The sequence below is a fragment of the Streptomyces sp. NPDC018610 genome (assembly GCF_044391765.1).
GTDB lineage: Bacteria > Actinomycetota > Actinomycetes > Streptomycetales > Streptomycetaceae > Streptomyces.
The window spans coordinates 134,057-156,233 of the sequence record NZ_JBISAL010000002.1; the positions used below are offsets into that span (position 1 = coordinate 134,057).

9 protein-coding genes are annotated in these 22,177 nt (G+C 70.9%); 5 read left to right on the forward strand and 4 right to left on the reverse strand.

From position 1 onward, the window contains the following. Positions 1–36 precede the first annotated feature (36 nt). A complete protein-coding gene (locus ACH5A8_RS06115; RefSeq protein ID WP_398998499.1) occupies positions 37–6,711 on the forward strand; it encodes a DUF3320 domain-containing protein in 6,675 nt (2,224 codons plus the stop codon). Positions 6,712–6,830: 119 nt separating this feature from the next. Beyond that, on the forward strand, positions 6,831–7,400 hold the full coding sequence (locus ACH5A8_RS06120) for a hypothetical protein (protein WP_398998500.1): 570 nt from the start codon (positions 6,831–6,833) through the stop codon (positions 7,398–7,400). 147 nt (positions 7,401–7,547) lie between these two features. On the opposite strand, the gene ACH5A8_RS06125 is transcribed toward ACH5A8_RS06120, so the two are convergent. Then, positions 7,548–9,755, reverse strand: coding sequence for a DEAD/DEAH box helicase (locus ACH5A8_RS06125; RefSeq protein ID WP_398998502.1), 2,208 nt, complete (start codon positions 9,753–9,755; stop codon positions 7,548–7,550). Continuing rightward, on the reverse strand, positions 9,755–11,104 hold the full coding sequence (gene brxD, locus ACH5A8_RS06130; RefSeq protein WP_398998504.1) for a BREX system ATP-binding protein BrxD: 1,350 nt from the start codon (positions 11,102–11,104) through the stop codon (positions 9,755–9,757). Before brxD ends, ACH5A8_RS06125 begins: the two co-directional genes overlap by 1 nt. A gap of 177 nt (positions 11,105–11,281) precedes the next feature. Between brxD and ACH5A8_RS06135 the strand changes: the two genes are divergently transcribed. The 3 genes from ACH5A8_RS06135 (at position 11,282) to ACH5A8_RS06145 (ending at position 15,103) form a co-directional block, all read left to right on the forward strand. After that, positions 11,282–12,007: a DUF4839 domain-containing protein gene (locus ACH5A8_RS06135; protein ID WP_398998506.1), complete on the forward strand. Its 726-nt coding sequence runs from the start codon at positions 11,282–11,284 to the stop codon at positions 12,005–12,007. Between the two features lie 229 nt (positions 12,008–12,236). Next, positions 12,237–14,054, forward strand: a complete 1,818-nt coding sequence (locus tag ACH5A8_RS06140; RefSeq protein ID WP_398998508.1) for a DUF262 domain-containing protein — start codon at positions 12,237–12,239, stop codon at positions 14,052–14,054. Next, complete coding sequence (locus tag ACH5A8_RS06145) at positions 14,051–15,103, forward strand: CBS domain-containing protein (protein ID WP_398998510.1); 1,053 nt, start codon at positions 14,051–14,053, stop codon at positions 15,101–15,103. Before ACH5A8_RS06140 ends, ACH5A8_RS06145 begins: the two co-directional genes overlap by 4 nt. 265 nt (positions 15,104–15,368) lie before the next feature. Here ACH5A8_RS06145 and pglZ read toward each other — a convergent pair whose 3' ends face one another. Both pglZ and ACH5A8_RS06155 read right to left on the reverse strand, forming a co-directional pair. Continuing rightward, entirely contained in the window at positions 15,369–18,290 is a 2,922-nt protein-coding gene (pglZ, locus tag ACH5A8_RS06150; protein ID WP_398998512.1) for a BREX-2 system phosphatase PglZ, read from the reverse strand. Beyond that, a complete protein-coding gene (locus tag ACH5A8_RS06155) occupies positions 18,287–22,177 on the reverse strand; it encodes a phage resistance protein (RefSeq protein WP_398998514.1) in 3,891 nt (1,296 codons plus the stop codon). The genes pglZ and ACH5A8_RS06155 overlap by 4 nt, the downstream gene beginning before the upstream one ends.

Genomic DNA, 22,177 nt, shown 5'->3' on the forward strand with positions numbered 1-22,177 from the left:
CGGACCTGAGCAGTGCAACGTGAGAGCAGGGACACCGTGACGACCAATCCGGGAGCATTCGGGGGCGACAGCGACTTGGAGCGCCTCAAGGCGATCCTCGCGGGTTGGCGAACGTCGCTCGTGGACCTCAGCGGACGCAACCGCCTGCTGAACTTCAGACACACCCGCACTTCCACGCTGGAGTTGACGGCTCCCTCGCCGTCGGCCCTGGTGGCCCTGCTGGAGAACCACGCCCTGCACTTCGCGGCACTTCCGGACGAAATCCTCGCGGAAGGGGAGGAGTCGGAACTCCCCCCTCCCGGTGAGAACGACGTCGTCACGACGAAGACCACGGCTCCCGCTCTGCAGAGGGCGCTGCGGTCCTTGCGTTCCAAGGCGACACAGGTGTTCAACGACTATGGTCTGTGGACCCTGCATCTGGGTGTCGGCGTCCTGCACTGGCGCGAGGACGGAGCCGCCACCAGCAGTCAGGCGCCGCTGGTCCTCTTCCCCGTGGAACTGGTACGGACGCCCACCGGTCAGGTGCTCCTCCAGGCGAACAGCGACGAGGAACCGCAGCTCAACCCCGCGCTGCCGATCAAACTGGAACAGTTCGGCATCGACTGGGCGCCCGTCGCGGAGACCGAGTGCCGTGACGTGACCGCGGTGATCGAGGCCGTGCGCAAGGCCGTGTCAGGCAAGTCGCAGTGGGAGGTGGAGGAGCGGGTCGTCATGGCGCTCTTCGCCTCCCACAAGGAGTCGATGTACCGGGATCTGCTCGAGAACGAGGACCGGCTCCTGGCGAGCGACCTCGTGCGCGCGATCGCGATCGGGCCGGGCGTGGCCCTCGCCTCCGACCGCTTCGACTTCGAGGAAGTGCCGGCGGAACGGGTCGACGAACTGGCGCCTCCGGAGGACACTCCGCTGGTCCTGAACGCGGACACCTCGCAGCGGCAGGCCGTCGCGGCTGCCGTGGCGGGCCGGTCCTTCGTCCTCGACGGCCCCCCGGGGACAGGCAAGAGCCAGACCATCACCAACATCATCGCCGGACTGATGCACGCCGGTCGCAGTGTGCTGTTCGTCAGTGAGAAGGCGGCGGCACTGGACGTCGTGCTGCAGCGTCTGAAGTCGGTGGGGCTGGACTCCTATGCCTTCGCCCTGCACAGCCGCAACACCAGCCGTAAGGCCGTAGCACAGGAACTGGGCCGGGCCCTCTCCGAGCAGCCCCAGGCCTCGGAGCTCCCCGCTCAGGAGAGGGCTCAGGCGCGCCTCGACCGCGAAGCCCTGTCCGCGTACGCCACCGCGATGAACGAGACTCGCCAGCCTCTGGGCCGCACGCTGCACGATGTCATCGGCCAGGTGGGGCGTCTCGATGACGCTCCTGTCGCCTACCTCTCCGCCTCCGGTGACGGTACGCCCGCGCGGTTCGACGCTTCTTCCCTCTCCGCAGCCGATCTGGAATGCGTGCTCAGCGCCGCCGACGCCGTCAAGGACGCCTGGCAGGCCGTGGCCGACCCGGGCTTTCCGTGGCGGGGCCTGCGCACGGACCAGGCTCACCCCGGACCTGTGCTGGAGGAAGCTCGCTCGGCCCTGAGCGGACTTCTGTCCGCCCTGGACGGTTACGAGGCGCTCAACGCCGACGGCGCGCCGTTCACGACGTCTGCCCAGGTCGAGCGACTCATCCTGCTGCTCGGCCTGCTGGGCGAACGGCAGCCCGTGCCCGAGTGGTGGCTCACCGATGTCGACGTCGCGCACGCCGTGACCGATCCGGTCGAGTCCTTCCTCACCGCACTGCGCCGAGTGCGGCGTGCCCAGCAGTCGGCTCAGGACCTGGTGGGTGACCATTGGCAGGAGGTGTCTCCACGTCTTCGGCCGGAGCCGCCTGCCGCGGAGCGGGCTCTGCTCTCCCTGGAACCACGGGGACTGGAGTTGACCGGACTGACCGAGCGGCAGGCCGAGGATCTCGGACGGGACACAGCGGCCGCCGCGGACCTGCTGGAGAACGCCGTCGTCTCGGCCCGCGAGCTCGCCCGGGCCCTCGGTGTCGCGGAGCCGGGCTCACTGGCCGAGGCGACAGCCCTGTGCGATCTGGCGGAACTGTCCGGTGTCCCGCATCGCCCGCTGGAGCGCTGGTTCGCTCCGGAGGGTTTCACCGCCGCGCAGCAGGCGGCTTCCGTGATCGTGGCTGCCGCGGTGGAGGAGTTCGTCATCCGTCGTGACCGCACGGTCGCAGCGCGGACGATCGCGCAGGAGCATGCCGGTCCGGGATGGGCTGACATGCCGCCCCACCTGCCCCGACAGCCGGAGGCGGCGGAACTCGCACTCGGTGCTCTGGAACCGCCCGGTGTCGATGTCACCATCTTCGGCAGGGACGAGGCCGCCTCGCTCGCCTCTCGCTGCGAACGCCTCGCGGACATGCTGTTGGGCACGGCCGAGCGCGCGGCGTCGGCAGCGGATCTGCTGGGCTGCGAACTGCCGGACACCGCGTCCGGGACGCGGATCGTGGCGGATCTGATCGCGCTGGCGACCACCGCGCACCGAGCCCCGGACGCCTGGTTCGATCCGGCGGTGCTGCCGCAGGCGCGCCGCGCCGTGGACGAACTGCGCCGTCTCATGGGCGCCCTCGACAGTGCCCGGCAGGAGGCGCACGACGCGTTCGGTCCCGACACGCCTCACACCGCCGGCCTGACCGACGCGGTGCGCCGTCTGTCGGAAAACGGCCGCCGCTTCGCGGCCGGGTTGTCCTCCCAGGTTCGGGCCGACCGGAAGCTCATCGGTGGGATCAGCACCGGAGGTTCCTGGAACAGCGGTCTGCAGCAGGAGATGCCCAAGGCGGTGGCCTGGTGGCAAGCGCACCGGGCCGTGCGTGCGGCGGTGGCCGAGCACGCGGAACTGCTCGGTCCCCATGCCGGCGACGGCCTGCCCGACCTCGAGGCACTGGACGGCGCGCTGCGTCAGGCCGAGGACGCCCACCGGCTCGCCCCTGCCGTGGTGGCCGACCCCGACCGCCGCCGTCGTCTCGCCGCACAACTGGCTGACGGATCCGTTCCCGACGGCGCCCTCGCCGAGTGGGGCGAGCAGTTGGAGAACGATCTGAGCGCTTGGTCGGCGGCGCTGCGGGAACCGCGGCTGCGCGAGCACGGCACGGCTCTCGGCCGGCTCGGGCCGACAGCAGCCGCCGCTTGGCTGCGTGCCCATGTGCCGGCCCTGGAAGCCGCCGTCCGGTACATCGACGTCGTCCAGGACGTCGGGGGCCGGGAGTTCGCCAAGGGCGCGGGGCACACCCTCGCCTCGGCGCGCGCCGCCGTGAGCGCGGCACACGCGGCGCAACGGGAGCACATCGCTTTCATGTCCGAGGAAGCCCATGACCGGGAACTCCTGTGTTCCTGGTACGCCGGTCTGGACACCCGTCTCGATCACCGGCCGGCCACCGACGGCTCCGAAACGGCGGAGGAGGATCTGCTGCACCGGGCCGTGCGGTTGTCGGTCGCGGACGGCGGGACCGGTCCGGAGCCGACCGCTCCGGAAGCGGTCGCCCTCCTGGGCGAGTACGCCCCCGGCGGCCGCCCCCGCACGGCCGCCCTGGCGACGGCGCTCACCGCCGCGTCCGACGCCCACCGTCTGGCCGGACCGGTCCTGGCGGAGCCGGGACGGCGCGGCGGTGTCGCCCGTGCCCTCTGCGCCGGACGGTCCGTCGTTCCGGGCCTGCTGGAAACGGCCGGCCGTCTGCGTAGGCAGTGCGCCGACTGGGAGGCCTTCACCGAGGGTCCCGCCCTCTCCCCTGCCGCCGCCGGGCTGCGGGCCCGCTCCCTTCCCGAGGGCATGACCTGGCTGCGCGCCCACCTCGATCCCCTGGAGGACGCCGCTTCCCTGATCCACTCGGTGGCTCGGGCCACCGGCTCCCCGACGGAAGGAGCGGACCGGCTGTCACTGGGCGCTGCCCGGTCCTCGGTGGCGGCGGTGGTGACGGCGCGCGCCGCCGAGGAGGACTTCCTGAACGGCGAGGCGGAACATCGCCGCCTGCTCGGCGAGCTCTACGACGGCGTCCGCACCTCCCAGGAAACCGTCCTCGGCGCCCTGGACTGGGCCCTCCGGGCCAGGCGCACCGCCTCCGGCACGGGTTCCGCGGCTCCCCTGCCCCCTGCGGCCGGCCGCCTGTTGCTGCGCGCGGAGCCCGACTCGTCGGTGGAGCGCCGCCACCGCGACTGGCTGGAGCGCACGGAGGTGCTCACCAGCCGCTTCGAACCGGCCCGGGCGGCCGAGATCCGTGCCGAACTGGAAGCCGGATTCGCCGCTGCCCAGGCACTCTTGAGGCGTATGTCCGACGATCCCTACGGACCGGACGCCTGGATCCGTTCGGCCCAGGCCCACGACGTCCTCAGCGGTTACGGGCTGGCGGAGTTGCCGGCGCAGTTGGCGGATCGCGACATCCCGGCGTCCGCGTTTCCCGCCGCCGTGGAACGCACCGTGCTGCGCGCCTGGGTGGAGCACCAGATGGCGGCCGACAGCCGGCTCGCGGTGGTGCGGGCCAGTGAACGGGATCAGCTGGTGGAGCGGTACCGCCGGCTGGACCGAGGGCTGGTGGAGGCCGCCCACGCCACGGTGATCACCGCGTGCAACGCCCGGCGCCCCCGCCGGGCGACGACTGGACAGGCGGCCGTCCTGAGTCGTCAGGCGAAGCTGCAGCGGCGGCACAAGCCGGTTCGACGGCTGCTGGACGAGACACGGGACGTCGTGCAGCGACTCAAGCCGTGCTTCATGATGAGCCCGTTGACGGTCAGTCAATACCTTCCGGCGGACTTCCGCTTCGACGTGGTGATCTTCGACGAGGCCTCCCAGGTGCTGCCGCAGGACGCCGTGAACGCGGTCTACCGAGGCGATGCCCTGATCGTGGCCGGCGACCCGCGCCAGCTTCCTCCCACGTCGTTCTTCAGCGCCGGAGGCGACTCCGACGAGGACGACGAGTGGGACGAGGAGACGCCGGACTCCTTCGAGTCCATCCTGGACGCCTGCAAGGCCAGCGGAGTGCTGCGCGAGCTGTCGTTGCGCTGGCACTATCGGAGTCGGCACGAAAACCTGATCGCCTTCAGCAACCACGAGTTCTACGACAACTCCATGGTCGTGTTCCCGGGCGCGGTGACGGACGGCCACGACGTGGGAGTCGCGTTCCACAAGGCCGACGGCGTGTACGACCGCAGCAACCGGCGTGACAACGTCCGTGAGGCCGAGCTGGTGGCTGAACGGGTCATCCACCACTTCTCGACGCGGCCCCGGCTGACCTTGGGGGTCGTGACCCTCTCCAAGGCGCAGGCGGACGCCGTCGAGGAGGCCGTCAACAAGGCGCGTCAAGGTCGGCCCGATCTCGACCCGTACTTCACCGAGGACCGTCTCGGCGGCTTCTTCGTGAAGAACCTGGAAACGGTGCAGGGTGACGAACGCGATGTGATCGTCCTGTCGGTCGGATACGGCCCTGACGCTCAGGGCAAGCTGCGCTCCACGTTCGGCCCGATCAACCGCGAGGGCGGCTGGCGGCGTCTGAACGTGGCCGTGACCCGCGCCCGTCACCGGGTGGAGGTCGTGGCGTCCTTCCACGGTTCGGACCTGCCGGACAGCACGAACAAGAGCGTGCAGCACCTCAAGCGGTACCTGCAGTACGCCGAGCAGGGCCCCGCGGTCCTGGCGATGGCCGCACCGGACGCCGACGCCGCGCCGGAGAGCCCGTTCGAGGAGGACGTGCTCGACACGCTGCGCGACTGGGGCTACGACGTGCAGCCGCAGGTGGGTGTGGCGGGCTTCCGGATCGACATGGCGGTCCGGCACCCGGGGGCTCCCGGCTCGTACGCGCTCGGTATCGAGTGCGACGGCGCCATGTACCACTCCTCACGCGCGGCCCGCGACCGTGACCGGCTGCGGGAGGAGGTTCTCCGCGGTCTGGGATGGAGTCTTCACCGGATCTGGGGGACCGACTGGTACCGCAACCGCAAGGAAGCACAGCGACGGCTGCGCGAAGCGGTCGAGGCCGCGTGTGCCGTCGATCCTCACCAGTCGGACCCGGAGCCGGAACCGGCCGCGGCGGCCGAGCCGGCGACGGCGGAGGTCGCGATCGTTCCCGTCGAGGAGTCGGACCGCTCGACGTGGAGCCGGCCGTACCGTGCCCTGCGGCGGGAGGAACTGTACGAACTGCGGCGTGTCCTGGGCATGCAGATGGGGCTCGGCGACATCGATCTCCGCGAGTCCCAGGCGCTCGGCCTGGTGGCGGAGGTGGCCCGTCACATCGTCTCGGTCGAGGGCCCCGTCGAGGAGGAGGTGCTGATCGGCAGGATGCGGGAGGCCTGGGACCTGGACCGGGCCGGGCAGATCGTGCAGGCCAGTGTGCGAAAGGCACTGACGCGGCTGGGCAGCAAGAAACTGGCGGTGCGGGTGGGAACGGCGTGGAACCTGCCGGACCGTAAGGTGACGACGGCCCGTACGCCGAGCGCGGACTTCGACCGCAAGAAGGTCTCGCACGTTCCCCCGGCCGAGCGGCAGGTGGCCTTGCTGGGCATGCTGTCCGAGTCTCCCGGGCTACGTCGTGAGGAACTCGCCAGGGAAACCGCCCGGTTCTTCGGATGGCTGCGACTCGGGACCGACATACGGGCCGCGTTCGAAGCAGACATCAAGGAGCTGATTGCTTGCGGGCTGGTCATCACGGGCCCGTCTGGACTCGTGCCGGCGGACGACACCGTCGGGTGACGCCCCGCCGCTCGATGTGCTGCTGGGACGACCGCCAGCCGTCAATGACAGTGAAACCCATAGCGGGGCGGGGATGTCGGCAAGAATGTCGTGCAGTCGGTGGGTGAGGGGGACGAGTAATGGGTGCGGCTTTATTGGCGCTCGCGGCCGCGGTGATCGGGGGCGGGGTTTCCCTGGCTTCGGTGTTCCTCGCGCAGCGTGGCACAGAACGTGTATGGACTCGTGACCACGAGCGGGTGGAGCGGCATCGTGAGGAAGACCGGATCCGCGCGTGGGACAGCCGGTTACTGGAGGACCGGCGGGCCGCTTACACGCGGTTGAACGCCACGGCGCGAGCGGCTCGGGACGCTCTGGCGGGGTGCATGCACGGTTTTCGCCAGACCGGCTCCCTTGACAATACGCAAAGGGCGGACCTGGAGGAACGCTGGAGTGCCTACGTCATCCAGCACGCGGAGTCCCACATGATCGTGTCCGATGCTGTGCTGCCGCTTCTGGGAGCCGTCAACGGTTCGCTGCGGCAGATCTACGGACTGGTCAAGCGTCTGGACGCGGATCGGTCGGAGCAGGAGGAGGGCCTCCAGGAACTGAGCCGCCGGATGGACGGCCTGTGGGACCGGCTGACCGACCTGCGTGACGAGATGCGCCGTGACCTTGGCGTCACCGCACGCGTGGAGGCGCCGAGCAGGTGAGCGGGCGAGGGTCGAGCCCACTGCAGCGGGCTCGACCCTTCCGTTCCGGATCGTAAGACGAAGCCCGTATGGCGGGCGCGGTTCCAGGCCGGCTACGGCCGGACAAGGCCCGCTTCACAGCCCCTCGGGAGACATGTTCCCGAGGCCTCAGGCGGAACCGCCGAAAGCAATGAGACGCACGTGCTCCGCCAATACCGCGCGGGCGCCCTCGAAGTCGGCCAGGCGGGCCGCGACCGTGGTGACGGCGAGGTGTTCGGGGAGGGCGGCGGAGAACTTCAGGCCGCGTACGGCGCGCCGGTCGACGTCCGGCAGGACCAGGTTCCCGTCGACGTTCTCGCGGGCCGCGCGCCAGTCGGCAGGGGTGAGGTCCTCGCGCAGGCGCAGCCAGCAGTCGGTGGGGCGTTGCAGGGGATCGGTGACCGATTGCAGGGTGGCGGCGAGGGTGGCGTTGGCGCGGTAGCCGGCCCAGGTCCACCAGCGGACGTCGGTGCCGGCGCGGGTGACGAGGGTGCCGCCCGCGCGCACGGTGTCGGGTGCGTCGCTCTCGCGTTGCTCGGCCAGGCATGCTCCGGCGCGGCGGGTGAGGGACACGGGCGGGTCCTCGCCCAGCAGTACCTCGCGCATGGCGCGGGTGAGGGCGTAGGAGAGGCCGGCGATGCCGCCGTTCATCCACTTGGCGATGCCGCCGCCGTCGGCGGGTTCGACGAAGACGCGTTTGCGCGTCCAGTCGATGTAGGTGACCTGCCAGCTGCGTCCGCCGAGCAGCAGTCGCCGGGGCCCTGGCCGTTCCTCGGTGAGGACGCTCGGGTCGGTACGGCCGATCTCGGTGCGGCCGGAAAGGACGGTGAACTGTGGGGGGGCGGTGAAAGACGCCGTGAGTTCGATGAAGTGCCGCTTGCCGAAGCGTCGTTCCGCCTCCGGCCCGACGAACAGCATGCCGCCGTCGGTGTCCAGGAAGCCCTCGTCGGTGAGGTGGCGCAGGATCGGCGCGGCGGAGTGGTCGAAGGGGGCGAGGCCGTTCCACTGCTGGTCCCACAACTGGTCGCCCAGTTTGTGCTGTTGCAGGGTGACGGCGAGCAGTTGCTGGGCCACGAGGTGGCGCGGCTCGGGCGGCGGGAGGACCGGCTCCACCCAGCCGCGTGCCCACAGCAGGAGCAGCCCGGCCGCCTGCAGCAAGGTGTCCTTGCGGGTGGTGAGGAACAGGCAGTTGCGCACGGTGCCCGCGCGCCGGCCAGTGCGTCCGATGCGTTGCAGGAAAGAGGCGACGGTGCCCGGTGAGTCGATTTGGATGACACGGTCCAGATCGCCGACGTCGATGCCGAGTTCGAGGGTGGAGGTGGAGACGATGACGCAGTCGCGGGCCTCGGCGAAGGCCTGTTCGGAACGGGTCCGTTCGTCGACGGAGAGGGAGGCGTGAGACAGGAAGACGGTCACCTCGCGGGCGCGCAGAGCGGCGCCCAGTTCCTCGACCTGTCGGCGCGAGTCGCAGAAGACGAGCCGTTTCTCGCCCCGGTGCAGGGCCGCGATGAGTTTGGCGGCGTTGTCCAGGGAGCCCACGTAGTCGAGTTCCACCTCGCCGGCCGGCCTGGGCGGCTGCTCCGCGGTGGCCTCGTCGCCGCTGTCCGTCCCGCCGGGCGCGGGCAGTACGACCCCGGGGGCCACGACCTGCCCGGTACGGCTCTCCGTTCCGGCCCCTTGCAGCCACTGCAGCAACTGCTCCGGGTTGCCGACGGTCGCGGACAGGCCGATGCGCTGGATGGGCTGCCCGGTGACGCGTTCGAGCCGTTCCAGTACGGCCAGCAGGTGCCAGCCGCGGTCGTCGCCCGCGAAGGCGTGCACCTCGTCGACGACGACGGCCCGTACGCCGCCCAGCAGCCTCGCATGGTCGGTCTTGACGCCGATGAGCATCGCCTCGAGCGACTCGGGCGTGGTGAGCAGGATGTCCGGTGCGTCGGTGCGGATGCGCCGGCGCTGCGATTCCTTGGTGTCACCGTGCCAGAGGGCGGCGCGCCGCCCCAGCCACTGAGCGTAGGTGTCGACACGGCCGACCAGGTTGTTGAGGAGTGCCTTGAGCGGACACAGGTACAGCACCGAGGTGCCGGTCCACCTCTGTTCGGCCATCGCCGACAGCAGGGGGAAGCAGGCCGCCTCCGTCTTGCCGCCCGCCGTCGGCGCCAGGAGGACGGCGTCCTCGCCGTCCATGAGCGGGGTGATCGCCGCCCGCTGGAGGGGGCGCAGGTCGGGCCAGCCGAGGGTGTTGACAATGTGGTGCAGGACGACGGGGTCGAGCCGGTCGAGTACGTCGGCCTCTCCCTCGGCCGGTCCTGTCCCGGCGGGGCCGGCGGCGTCCGTCATCACAGCTCCAGGTCGATGTCGTCGGCGGACGCGGAACCGCCGGTGACCGCGGCGGCCAGGTTCCGCTCCACGTCGGTGAGCTCGCTGCTCGCGACGGTCAGCTTGTAGTGCCGACGGGGGTCGAAGTCGTCGAACTGGTCCACCCGGTCGAGGACATCGCCGACGAGCTTCTTGAGGAACAGCCGGGGCGCCACTCCGACCTTTCCGCCCAGCGCTCCACCGACGGCCCGTGCTAGGTCCGCGACGTAGACGTCGTCGACGACCGTCCGCACGCGCTCGGGTGACGTGGCCGCATCCGCGTACAGGTCTCGGATGGTGATGCCCAGGCCGACCAGGGACTCCTGGGTGAAGCCGGGCAGGCGGATCTGGACGGCGCGGGGGTTGTCGAAACGCGGATCGGTGGTGAAGTCGGTGGCGAGCCGCTGAGCGAGCGGGGCCAGTCGCTGGACGCCCTGCTGACCGTCGTAGAAGGCCGGTGTGCCGGTGATGACGAGGTACAGACCGGGGAAACGGCCGGAGTGCACCTCGTCGATGAGCTGCCGCAGCGCGTTGAGTGCCTTGTCGCGGGCGTCGGAGCGGACCCGCTGGAGCGTCTCGACCTCGTCGAGGACGACGAAGAGTCCGGTGTGCCCGGAGTCGCGCAGCACGGTGAGCAGGCCCTGCAGGAAGCCGAGCGCCCCGAAGTGGTCGAGGTCGCCGCGCACCCCTGCGGACCTCCGGGCGGAGGCGGCGACGTGCGGCTGGCCACCGAGCCACGCGAGTACGGCCGCGGCGGTGGCCTCGTCGCCCTCGGCGAGCGCGGCCCGGTAGCCGCGCAGGGCGGTGGCGAAGGACGGTGCGTGCCGGGACACCTCGGCGAGCCGCGCCACGAGCAGCTTCTCCACCTCGCCGGGCAGCTCCTCCTCTGTCGCGCCGGCGGCGAGGGCGTCCTCCTCCAGGGCGTAGAACCAGGCGTCGACCACCGGGCGCAGGGCGCTGGGCGGGAAGCTGGAGGTGGTGAGGCGTTCGGTGAGTCGCCGGTAGACGGTCTCCAGCCTGTGCAGCGGCGTCTCGTTCTCCGAGATCTGGATCTCGGCCACGGCGAAGTTGCGCCGCTTGGCCCGCTCCCCCAGCCAGCGGGTGAAGAACGTCTTGCCGGAACCGTACTCACCGCGCACGGCCTTGAACACGGACCCGCCCGACGCGACGGCGTCCAGTTCCGCGTCGAGGGCCGCCTCGAACCGGTCGAGCCCCGTGGCGAGCAGGTCGAGCCCGCTCTCGGGTACGGCCCCACGGCGTAGGGCGTCGATGACGGTACGGCGGCGGGCCGCGCTGACCTGTGCGGGGCGTTTGGATCCGGTGGTACTCACGGGGACCAGTGTCCCATCCCCCTGTGCACCAGGGCTTCCGCGACGGTCACGATGCCCGGTTCGCAGGCAACGGGAGGAACACCCTTCTGAAGATCGCGGGGACGACGGCCGCGCCCAGAGCCACATATGCTCGGGAGGCAGCTGGTACGGACAGTTCATCCTGGGGCGTGGAGTCGCATGGCCGACGAGATCAAGTACGAGTACAAGACCGTGCGGGCAGTTCGCGGCACCGGCGGCTTGGTGATCTCGAAGATGCAGAAGGACGGCTGGGAGCTCGTGGAAGAGGCCCAGGGCCCGCTTCGCTCCACCCTCAACTTCCGTCGGCCGAAAAAGCCGCTGCCGCGGCTCCTGATCGGCACGGTGGCCGCCGTCCTCGTGGTGCTGGCCGTCGTCATCGGCGTCGCCTCCGCACTCAGCGGCGGAGGCAAGAAGAAGGACGAGTCGGACAATTCGACGGCCACTGCAAGCGAGAAGCCTGTCGCTGCTCCGACTCCGACCGTGGCCGAGTCGGCCACCGCTGAGGTGATCACCCCTCAGAACGACCTGGAGTTCGCAGCGCTGCTGAAGACGGATCACTGCGACGACGCGAACATGGACTTCGCGACCAGGCACAAGGGCCAGACGGTCGCGTTCAACGGCTCGATCGTCAACATGGCGCACCACGGTGACTACGACACCCGCTTCGACATCCTCTTGGGCCCGGGCGACAAGGGGCCGAACACGGCAGTCGGCCCGGCCTTCAAGTACGAGGACGTCAACATCTCCGACCTGAAGCTGACCGGCAAGAAGGTTCCCGCCGCCGTCGGCGCGGGCGACAAGTTCCGCTTCGTCGCAGAGGTGGGCGAATTCAACGCGGCTCAGTGCCTCTTCTTCCTCGACCCGGTATCGACGGAGATCCGGTAGTCAAAAATGGGCAGCCGTGTCATCCGCCGACGGCGGGCCGCCCCTGGCTGCCTCGTTCGCCGCAGGCCGCGGCGCGCCCGTTGTCGCTCTCTTCGAAGCCTTGGTCCTGACACCTCTGCCGGATGACCCTCGCGATGATCTCGTTTCTCTGTCAACCGGCTTGACCGTCACCGCAGAGCGCTGCTGGAATCACTCTCCGTACAGGCAACAAGGCGGGAAGTGGAGTCACATGGCGGCGCTCGACAACGTGAAGCTGAAGGACGTACTGGCGGACGTCGCCTCGGGGTCCTTACAACTGCCCGACTTCCAGCGGAACTGGAAGTGGGATGACGACCGGATCCGGGCGATCATCGCGACGGTCACGCTGGACTATCCGCTCGGTGTCGTGATGACGCTGCAGACCGGTGGCGCCACCCGGTTCCGGTCCCGGACCCTCACCGGCGCGCGGCCGGACGGGGATCCCACGGCCGACCTCCTGCTGCTGGACGGACAGCAGCGCCTCACCTCCCTCTTCCAGGCCCTGTGGCTCGACGCCCCGGTGGAGACGGCGGACGCCCGGGGCAAGCCCATCCAGCGGTGGTACTACGTCGACATCGCGAAGGCCGTCGGGCCGTCCGCGGACCGTGACGAGGCCGTCGTGTCCGTGCCGGCCGACAAGGTGCTGCGGACGGACTTCAACCGCACCGTGGTGCTGGACCTGAGCACCACCGAGGCCGAGTGCACGGCCGGCCTCTTCCCTCTGCACTTCGTCTTCGACGCCCAGCGCGTCAACGAGTGGAAGAAGGCGTACATCAAGGCGGACGAGGACCGGAACTGGGACCTGTGGGGCCAGTTCGACGAGGCGGTCCTCCAGCAGGTCCGCGCCTTCCAGGTCCCGATGATCCGGCTGGCCGCCTCCACCTCCATGGACGCCGTCTGCGCGGTGTTCGAGCGGGTCAACACGGGCGGTGTGCCCCTGAACGTCTTCGAGCTGCTCACCGCGACCTACGCCGGGGACCGCGACTACGTCGAACGCACCGGGGACTACTACCAGCTTCCCGAGGTCTGGCGGGAGATCAAGCAGGCGCTGGCGAGCAAGTTCCCCGTCTTCGGCCGCCTGGAGAGCGGCCTCGAGAACGGGCTGAGCAGCATCGACTTCCTGCAGGCCATCGCGCTGGTGCGCACCTGGGAGCGGAAGCAGCAGGGACTCGGGGCAACGGTGTCCTGCAAGCGCCGCGACCTGCTGGACCTTCCCCTGGTCGACTTCGTGCGCTTGGCGCCCAAGCTCGCCGACGCCTTCGCCTGGGTGGGCGACTTCCTGGAGCGGCAGTGCATCGTCCGCCCTGCCGACCTGCCGTACAAGACGCAGCTCGTCCCCCTCGCGGCCGTCCGCGCCATCCTCGACACGGCGACGGACGGTCTGGGGGCGGAGGAGAGGATCGAACAGTGGTACTGGTGCGGGGTGCTCGGGGAGATGTACGGCGGCTCCACGGAGACGCGCTTCACCAAGGACGTCGAGCAGCTCGTCCCCTGGATCGCGCAGGACGAGAAAGCGCCCGAGACGGTCACGGAGGCCTTCTTCTTCGCCGACCGCCTCGACAGCCTGACCACTCGCAACAGCGCCGCCTACAAGGGAATCTACGCCCTGCTGATCAAGCAGGGGGCGGTGGACTGGCACCACACGGACGCTCCGCTCAGTCCCGGTCGGCTGGACGAGTACAGCGTGGACATTCGGCAGATCTTCCCCAAGACGTGGTTCCGGCGGGGTAACAGCCATGGCCTGCCCACGAGTTCAATCGTGAACAAGACCCCCTTGTCCTACCGCGCGGCGATGGACATGACGGGGGCGCCGTCGTCGTACCTGTCCACGCTGATCGCTGCGTCCGACATGCGTCCCGAGTGGTTCGACGACGTCCTGACCACCCACCTGATCGATCCGGACGCGCTGCGGGAGAACGACTACGAGCGCTTCTACCGTGACCGTTCCAAGCAGTTGCAGGACCTAGTGCACTCCGTCATGGGCAAGAAGACGATGCTCCGCGACCTGCCGGAGGACGACGCCCGATGACGACCAGGCCTCACGAGCAGGACGTCACCTCGCTCAAGGGCAGGACCGTGTCCGTGCAGGAGATCCTCGACCTGTTCCAGGTCAGGGTCCGCGACCACCGGACGGTGCACCGGATCTCGCAGGCCCTGACGGACGCCGGGCTGACCACGCTGCCGGACTTCGCCGTCTGCGGTCTGCGCAGCACCGTCGACGTCGTGCCGCTGGCGGCCGTTCCCGCACAGCGCACGCCGGCCGACGCGGACGACGAGGCCGACGCGACGGACGAGGCCCTGCCGTCGCACGCCCTGCCGCAGCGGCTGCTGCTCGGCGACATCCCGTCCGCTCGGCGCGGTCTGGTGTCCGTGGGTCCCGGCACTCCCCTGTCCCAGACGACCTTCCTCATGCGCACCAAGGGCCTCTCCCAGATCCCGGTGACCACCGGCATGGCGCAGGTCCACGGGGTCGTCACCTGGGGTTCCGTGGCCAAGATGTACGAGGCGGGGAAGCCGGCCACCCTCAACAACGCGATGGAGAAGGACTCACTGCCCGTCTTCGACGCCCGCCAGGAGTTCTTCGCCGTCCTTCCGGTCATCCGCGAGCACGGCTACCTGCTCGTCCGCGGCGACGACGGCTGCCTCTCGGGCATCGTCACCGCCACGGACGTCACGGAACGCTTCGAGGGGGCCGCGCGCCCCTTCTTCATCGTGGGCGAGATCGAGTCGCTGCTGCGCCGCTGCCTGGGCGCGGCACTGGACGCGGAGACCATCAAGGCGGTCCAGACGAACAAGAAACCGGAGCAGCGCACGGGGCAGGTGTCGGACCTGATGTTCGGCGACTACCTGCGGCTCCTGGACGGCGACCAGACGAAACAGTCCCTCGCCGAGCGGGCCGACCGCAACTGGGAGGCGCTGAAGTGGCACAACATGCCCCGGGAGCAGTTCATCGGCCTGCTGAAGCGGGTGAAGGACATCCGCAACCGGATCGCCCACTTCGACGAGAAGCCGCTTCCGCCGGAGATGATCGGCGAGCTGACGACCTTCGCGGAAGTGCTGCGGGCGTTCGCGTCGTGAGGTAGCGGGGCGTGGCCGCTCCCCACGGCGGGCACGCGATCTCGGCCCGCGCCGTCTTCGTGCGGGTGTCCCGCACCTCGCAGCCCCGGCGTTCCGCGTACCCCGACACCAGGAGCAGCCCTCGTCCCGAGCCCGTTTCAAGGGAGCGGGCTCGGTGGCGAGGGCTGTTCGGTGCCCGCGTTCACCTCCTGCGCGGGTGAGACCGCCGTCTGACGACGGACCGCACTCGGGGTGCCTCCATGGCGGAGGCGCCCCGAGCCATTCGTCAGCCCGCTCCGAGGGCGAACTGTTCGCACAGCAGCGCCTCGTGGAGCCGTAGGGTGCGGCCGTCCGGCAGGGTCTCCAGGACCTGTACGCCGTCGTAGTTGAGGAGCTGCCGCAGGACGGCTGCGAAGCCGTCGCCCCGGGTGACGGGCATGCCGGCGCGCTGGGCGAGCGCGGTCACGGGCAGGGTGCCGCCCGCGTCCAGCAGGGCGGCGAGCGCCTTGTGGACCTGCTCCTGCTGCGGCTTGCGGGCCAGTCCGCCGAGCTGCGCCTGGTACGTCTCCGAGTCCAGCAGCGCCGTCACCAGCGTCTCGGTTCTAGAGACCACGGTCGGGGTGAGCAGGGCGTCGTCTCCCCCGGTGGTCAGCGCGACATCGAAGAGCGCGTCGTGGGTCCGGGCGACCTCCGCTTGTTCCTTCTTCACCTTCCCGGTCGGCTTCTTGGGAGCGGAGCCCGTTCCGGCCGCAGGCCGGATGGTGGGCTCACTCGCCGACGGCGTCCTTCCGGTCTCCTCCAGGGCCCACCAGTCCGGCCGCTGGTCGCCCAGTTCCCGCCACCCCTTGGGGGGTTCCGCACCGAACGGCAGGAAGGCGAGCACCGGGATGGTGACCTCGGCGAGTGAGGCCCCGCCGTGGTAGCCGGCCTTGAGAGCGGTGTAGCGGGAGTCGGCGTCCCACAGGGCGACGACGGACGCACCTGGGCCGGGCCAGACCACCCGCGGTCCGGACAGCGCGATCTCCCGTTCGGCGAGCGGTCCATCGCCGGGCAGGCGGTGGCGGGCGGACGCGGGTTCCGATGTGATGTCGACCTTCGTGCCGTGCCGGTCGACGACATGGCCGTGGTCGCTGGTGAGGACGACCGCCATGCCCTGGGTGGCCGCCACCCGAAGCAGGTCGCGCAGGCCGGGCACGTCGTCGATCCGCCAGGCGCCGTCGCCGAGCTTCTGCTCCTTGGCGAGCCGGTCGTCGATGGCGTTGAGGACGACGGCGACATGGGTCCTTCCGTCGCCGAGTGCCTCGGTGAGCGCCGGGCCGAAGGTGTCGCCCGCGGTCTCGGTGCGCAGGTCGTCCTTGTGGAACACGGCGGCCGGGGCCCCGCCCCACAGCTTCAGTGCGGGGAAGAGCCGCTTCTCGTCGGCCTGGACGCCCTTCATCAGGGCACCCGCGAAGAGGGAGGTGCGGGACACGGCCGTCACGGTGGGCAGGGCGGCGGCCATCGCCCGCCGGTGTGGCGTGTCGCCCTCGGGCAGCGGGTCGAACTCGGCCCACGAGCGGCGAAGTTCCTCACCGAGTTCGTTGGCGATGGCGGCGCTCATGCCGTCGAGGACGAGCAGCAGCACCCGCCGTTCCTCCCCGCGCCGGACGACCGGGCCGACGACGCGGTCGAGGAAGGTCTCGACGGTGAGCATGGAGCCGGGCTGGGTGCCGGCCTGCGTCCAGGCGGCCAGGGAACGGGCGAAGGACGCGTCGATCTGCCGGCGCCGGTCCCTGACGCGGGTGCCGAGGGTGTCGTAGGCGGCCTTGAGAACGGGGTCCGGGTCGCCGCCGGCCTCGATGTGCTCCAGGGCGAGGTCCGCCCAGCCGGTCTCGGCGACGTGTCGCCGTATGGCGTCGGCGACGGTGGGCGCGTCGGCGGGCGGGTCAGTGGCCAGCCAGCGGGCGAGGCGCCGGCCCATGCGGGCGCGTTCGATGCGCGCGGACTCGTCGGGCTCGGCGGCGAGCCGGTGGTCCTCCAGACGGCGGACGGCGTCCGACACCGCGGCCGGGTCGCCCGCCGCGAGGGCTCGGCCCACGGCGGTGAAGCGTGCCTCGAGCCCGCCGCGCAGGACGGGGCTCGCCTCCACGGCCTGCTCCGCGCCGAACTGGCGGGCCAGCGCGGACGCCCGGTCGAGCACGATGCCGACGGTGCGACGTGCCTCGCGGGCCTGGTCGGCGCCGGTGCCGCCGGTGCGGTGTCCGCTCGCCAGAAGCGTGGTCACGTGCTCCTCGGCGGCCCGTCCGAAGACGGTCACCAGGGTGTCGAGCTGGTCGCCGGTCGCCGGGGGCTGGTCGCCGAAGTAGCGTTCGGCGCGGCCCCTGGCCCGGTAGGTCTCCGGGGCGGGTTCGGCGTGCTGCCACAGAGCCGCGCACACCAGGCCGAAGGCGGCGGCGTCCGCTCCGCGTTCGGCGTCGAGGAGGGCGAGCAGGGCGCGTCCGGCGAGGCCCGCCTGGTCCTCCTCGCCGAGGAAGGCGGCCAGTCCGGCTCGTTCGGGGCCGCGCAGGGTCAGGAACCGTTCGGGGGCACCGGGCCGGGTCGACCAGTGCAGCAGGGCCTGGGCGTCGAGCCGGTCGTCGCCGGGGCGGCGCGTGCCGCCCTCGGTGTCGTAGCGGCCCAGGCGCAGGCGGCGCTGGGCGAGCGCGGTGAGGGCGTACTGGCGGGACAGCCAGCCGCCGGGCACGGCCGACCAGCCACCGGGCGGGGTGGCGTCGAGCAGGGCCTCGGCGGCCCAGTTGACGTCCTTGAGCCGGGGGTCTATCTGCCGGGCGCCGAACGCTTCACGGACCACGTCCCAGCTGTCGACCGTGTCGATGCGCAGCTTGTGGACGCGGGCGATGATCGCCGGGTCGAGTTCGTACTGCTCGCGGTCGGTGAGGACGACCAGGACGGCGGGGCCGGGGCGGCGACCCGCCAGGTGATCGAGGACGAGTTCGTGGACGGCGAGCGGGGAGGGCGCCACCACGACGCCGGCCGTGCGGCCGTCGCCCCAGACGGGTTCGGCGGGGCCGTCCCACTGCGGCGCGGACCGCAGCAGCACGATCCGGCGCCGCCCCTGCTCCTCTCCCGTCAGGGAGGTGGCGAGGGACGACTGCGAGGACAGGTACTGGGTGACGGTCGCGGTGTTCAGCCGGACCGCGCCCGGCGCGGCGGCGGCGGTGTCCGTCATTCGATGACCTGCCAAGTGATCTCGATGGTCGCGTTCGGGTGGCGGGCGGCCAGTTCGGCCAGCTCCGCCTGGAGGTCGGCGGCGGCCCGCGACACGATCGTGCTGCGGCGTCCGGACTTCCGCGCGGTGCCGTCGGCGCTCGCCGGGGAGGGCGGCGTCTCCTTCGACGGGGTGTACGGGATGCGCGGATCGCTGGTGGGCGTGTCCAGGGACAGGTCACCGGCCGTCGGCTGCGGTGCGACGGGCGCGGGCGGCGGGGTGGCGGCGGCCTGGGTGCGCTTGATCAGGGCGACGACCTCGCGCTGGGTGCGGGCGAGGGCGTCGCGCAGGTCGGCGGTGCGCTGGTCGTCACGGGCCACGTTGCGCAGCGAGTCGAGCAGTGCCTCGCCCTCGGGGCCGAGTCCGGCGGCGAGTTCCAGGGTGGACCAGGGGGCGGAGGCGACGGCCTCGGCGACGGCGCGGGCCTTCTTGACGGAGGTGCCGTACCGGTCGGCGCCGGCCTCGCCCAGGTCGAAGGAGGCGAGGGCTTCCACCGTCTTCTTCGCTCCGGCCGCGCCCTTGCCGGCCTCCGCCGTGAGCGCGTCCAGCAGTTCCAGGGAGCGGCGGGCGAGGGCGAGCCGTCCGGTGTCGGCGGTCTGGTCGAGGCCGAGGAAGGTGGCGTGGGCCTCCAGCTGGTGCACCAGGTCGGCCGCGTGGTCCCGGTGGGCGCGGGCGGCCTCGACGATCTGGCGGGCGAACTGGTTGACCATCCGGCCGCGCCGCAGCGCGGGCGGCTTCGCTCCGAAGATCGTCTCGAAGCGCTGCCGTGCGGTGTCCCAGTCGGACTCGGCGGGCAGCGGCTGGCTGCGCAGCGCGTCGTGGTCCTTGATCGCGGTCAGTTCGGGCGCGGGGTCTAGGACGGTGCCGCCGCGCACCCACACCCGGTCGTCCATCTCGGCGAAGGCGGCGACGACGAGCCGGGCGAGGAAGTCGGGCAGGCCACGCGGGTCGGGCTTGTCCGTCCAGTCGGTGAGCGTGATCAGGGACAGGTCCCCGGTGACGCCCTGGGAGCGGGCGAGCTGCCGGAAGTGGTCGGCCCAGTAGCGGGACAGCTCGAAGTACGCCTCCTTCTGCTGTCCGAGGCGCAGCGGCCCGGCGATCCGCTGCATGAGCTTGCGGTCGGCGGCCGGGACCTCCACCCGCCCGTCGCGGGCCTCGGCAGCGGCCCGGACGTGGGTGAACACCTTCTTGGTGTCGGCGGGCTTGACCGCGGTGCCGGTGGCGTCGGGGTCGAGGTCGGGGTGGGCCGGGTACTGGTGGGCGAGCAGCTTGCCCGCGACGTGCCGGATGCCGTCGTGCATGTTCTGCCCGAAGGACAGGGTGAGGCTGTCGATGTCGGGCAGGGCGACGAGGTGGTCGTCGAAGTCGGGCACGACGTCGGCGGCCTGCTTCTGGGCGAGGCCGTACGCCTGCTTGAAGGCGCCCTTGACCTGCTTGAGCAGGGCCTCGCGCTGGGTTTCGAGGAGGCCCTTGGCGCGGCTGCGGTTGTCGGCGTTGAGGTGGCCGGCGTACTGGGTGTCGAAGCGGTGCTCGTCGGCGAGGGCCTTGTCGATGACGACGAGGCGCCGGAAGTCGGCGAAACGCTGCGCGGACAGGTGCGCGGGCAGCCAGCCGACGGTGCGGGACCGCTCGCCCTGCTGGCGTTCGCGCAGCCGCTGGATGCGGTTGACGTCCTCGACCGGACCCCACTCCCCCTCGTCGAAGGGGAGGTCTATGGCGATGCGCCAGCGGCCCTCTTCTTGGGGCATCAGGTCGTGGTCGGGCAGCTCGTCCTCGTCGGCGAGGTTGCCGAAGACGATTTCGGTGGTGCGGGCGGTACCGCGCCAGGTGAAGCTGAGCTGGTCGCTCAACTGGCCGTGCTCGACGCCCAGTTCCTCGGACAGCAGGCGGCGGGCGAGGGCGACGCGGTTGCCCGGGTTGTCGTTGACCTGGGCGTTGGCGATGACGGAGTCCACGTCGACGCCGGAGAGTTCGAGGCGGACGCCGGGGTTGGCGTCGGTGCCGGTCTCCTTGATCTCGGGGAACCGGGCCGCCCACTCGGCGACCTTGTTCTTGATGATGCCGACCTCGGCGCCCGGGATGGGGGCGAGGACCGACCCGTGATTGAGCGCGCCGAGCCGCCGGATGGTCAGCTCGGACAGCGCGGGCACGCTGGGCGCGAGCGCCGACAGCAGCAGCGTGCACACGAGCCGGTTGTCGCCGGTGAACATCCGGCAGCCGTTGAGCTTCTTCGGGTCGGTGAGGGACTCGGGCCGGTTGCGGTACTGCTCGACGTCGTCCTCGGTGATGTCGTACGAGCTGAGCAGGTAGGGCCGCAGCTTGGTCCGGTAGAGCTTGTCGGCGGCCTCGAAGACGACCTTCAGGCTGTCGGTGAACGGCTTGTCGCCGCCCTGTGCGATCACCGGGTAGAGGTCGCCGACGGGGACGAGCTGGCCGAGGCGGATCTCGTCGCGGTGGTCGGCGAGGAGCTGGCCCATCAGCTTCAGACCGGTGCGGGAGCGCTGGAGCGCGGACGAGATGTGGACGAGGGTGTCCATGAACGCCGGCGAGAACGGGTACGTCAGCCGGAACGACTCCGCGTCCGCGCCGGTGGTGCCCTTCTCCGAGCCGAGCAGGGTGTCCCAGACCTGCGGACCGACCCGCTTGGTCTGCTCGAAGGCCGCGACGACCAGCTTGGCCGCCTCGTCGTCCTTGGGCCTGAGGAGGCGGGCGTGGGCGATCTGCGGAAGGTTGCGGTCCTCCAGGGTGATCTTGTCGAACCGGCCGGAGGCCAGGTTCAGCGTGTCCTGGATGGACGACTCCGCCGCGCCGGACACCTCCTCGCCGACCAGCTCGCGCAGGTCACGCTGGCGGGCGATGAACGACACGACGGGGATGGCGCGGCGGGCGTCGCCGCCCTCCACGAAGTTCGTGATCTTGCTGGCCTCGCGCGCCACGAACTTCTCGTTGTGGATGAGGGTGGCCAGCCACAGGATCAGCTCGTCCATGAACAGGATCAGGCCGTCGTAGCCGAGCGACTTGGCGTGCTCGGCGATGACGGACAGACCGGCGTCCAGGGAGATGAAGCCGTGCTCGTCCTCGGCGGCGTTCTTGGTGAAGCCGGGCAGGAGGTTGGTGCCGGCGTCGTTGACCAGCTTGGCGCGCAGCTCGGCCGGGGTGGAGGGATTGGTGAGGTTGAGCGGGACGCCCGCCTCGTGGTTCTCCTCGGCGGCGAGCGCGATGTCCAGGAGCTGCGGGGTCCAGGCGAAGCCCTCGCCCCACTCGTCCTCGTCGTCGTCGCCCGCGCCGCTGCCGCCCAGGCCGCGGATGACGGCCTCGTCGCCCGTGCTGGCGCGCAGCGCGCGGATGTCGTCGAAGAGGGAGTCGGTCCGGTACACCTGCGGGGTCGGCGCCTGCGGGTGGAGCTTCTTGACGTGGTGCACGTACCCGCCGAGCACCCGCTGTTCCAGGGCCTTCGCGCCGAGCATGTGGTACGGCACGAGCAGGAACTTCTTGCCGTCGGTGCTCAGCCAGTCGTGCCTGGTCAGCACCGGGTCGAACTCGGTGCGGGCGCGGGCGGCCGGGTTGCCGCTGAGCAGCGCGTACAGCACGGCCATGAAGTGCGACTTACCGGAACCGAACGAGCCGTGGAGATACGCCGCCTTCGAGCGGTGCCCGTCCAGCGCGGACTTGATGAGCTTCAGCGCCTCGTCGAAGTTCTCCAGCAGCCGTTCGGTGACGACGTAGTCCTTGAGCGCGTGCTGGGCGCCCTCGGGTGTCGTCGCCTCGGCGAGGGACAGCACGAAGTCCGAGGTGGAGATGGACTCCTTGATGTCGATGACATCGCGGAGGAGCGGCTGCTGGGCCAT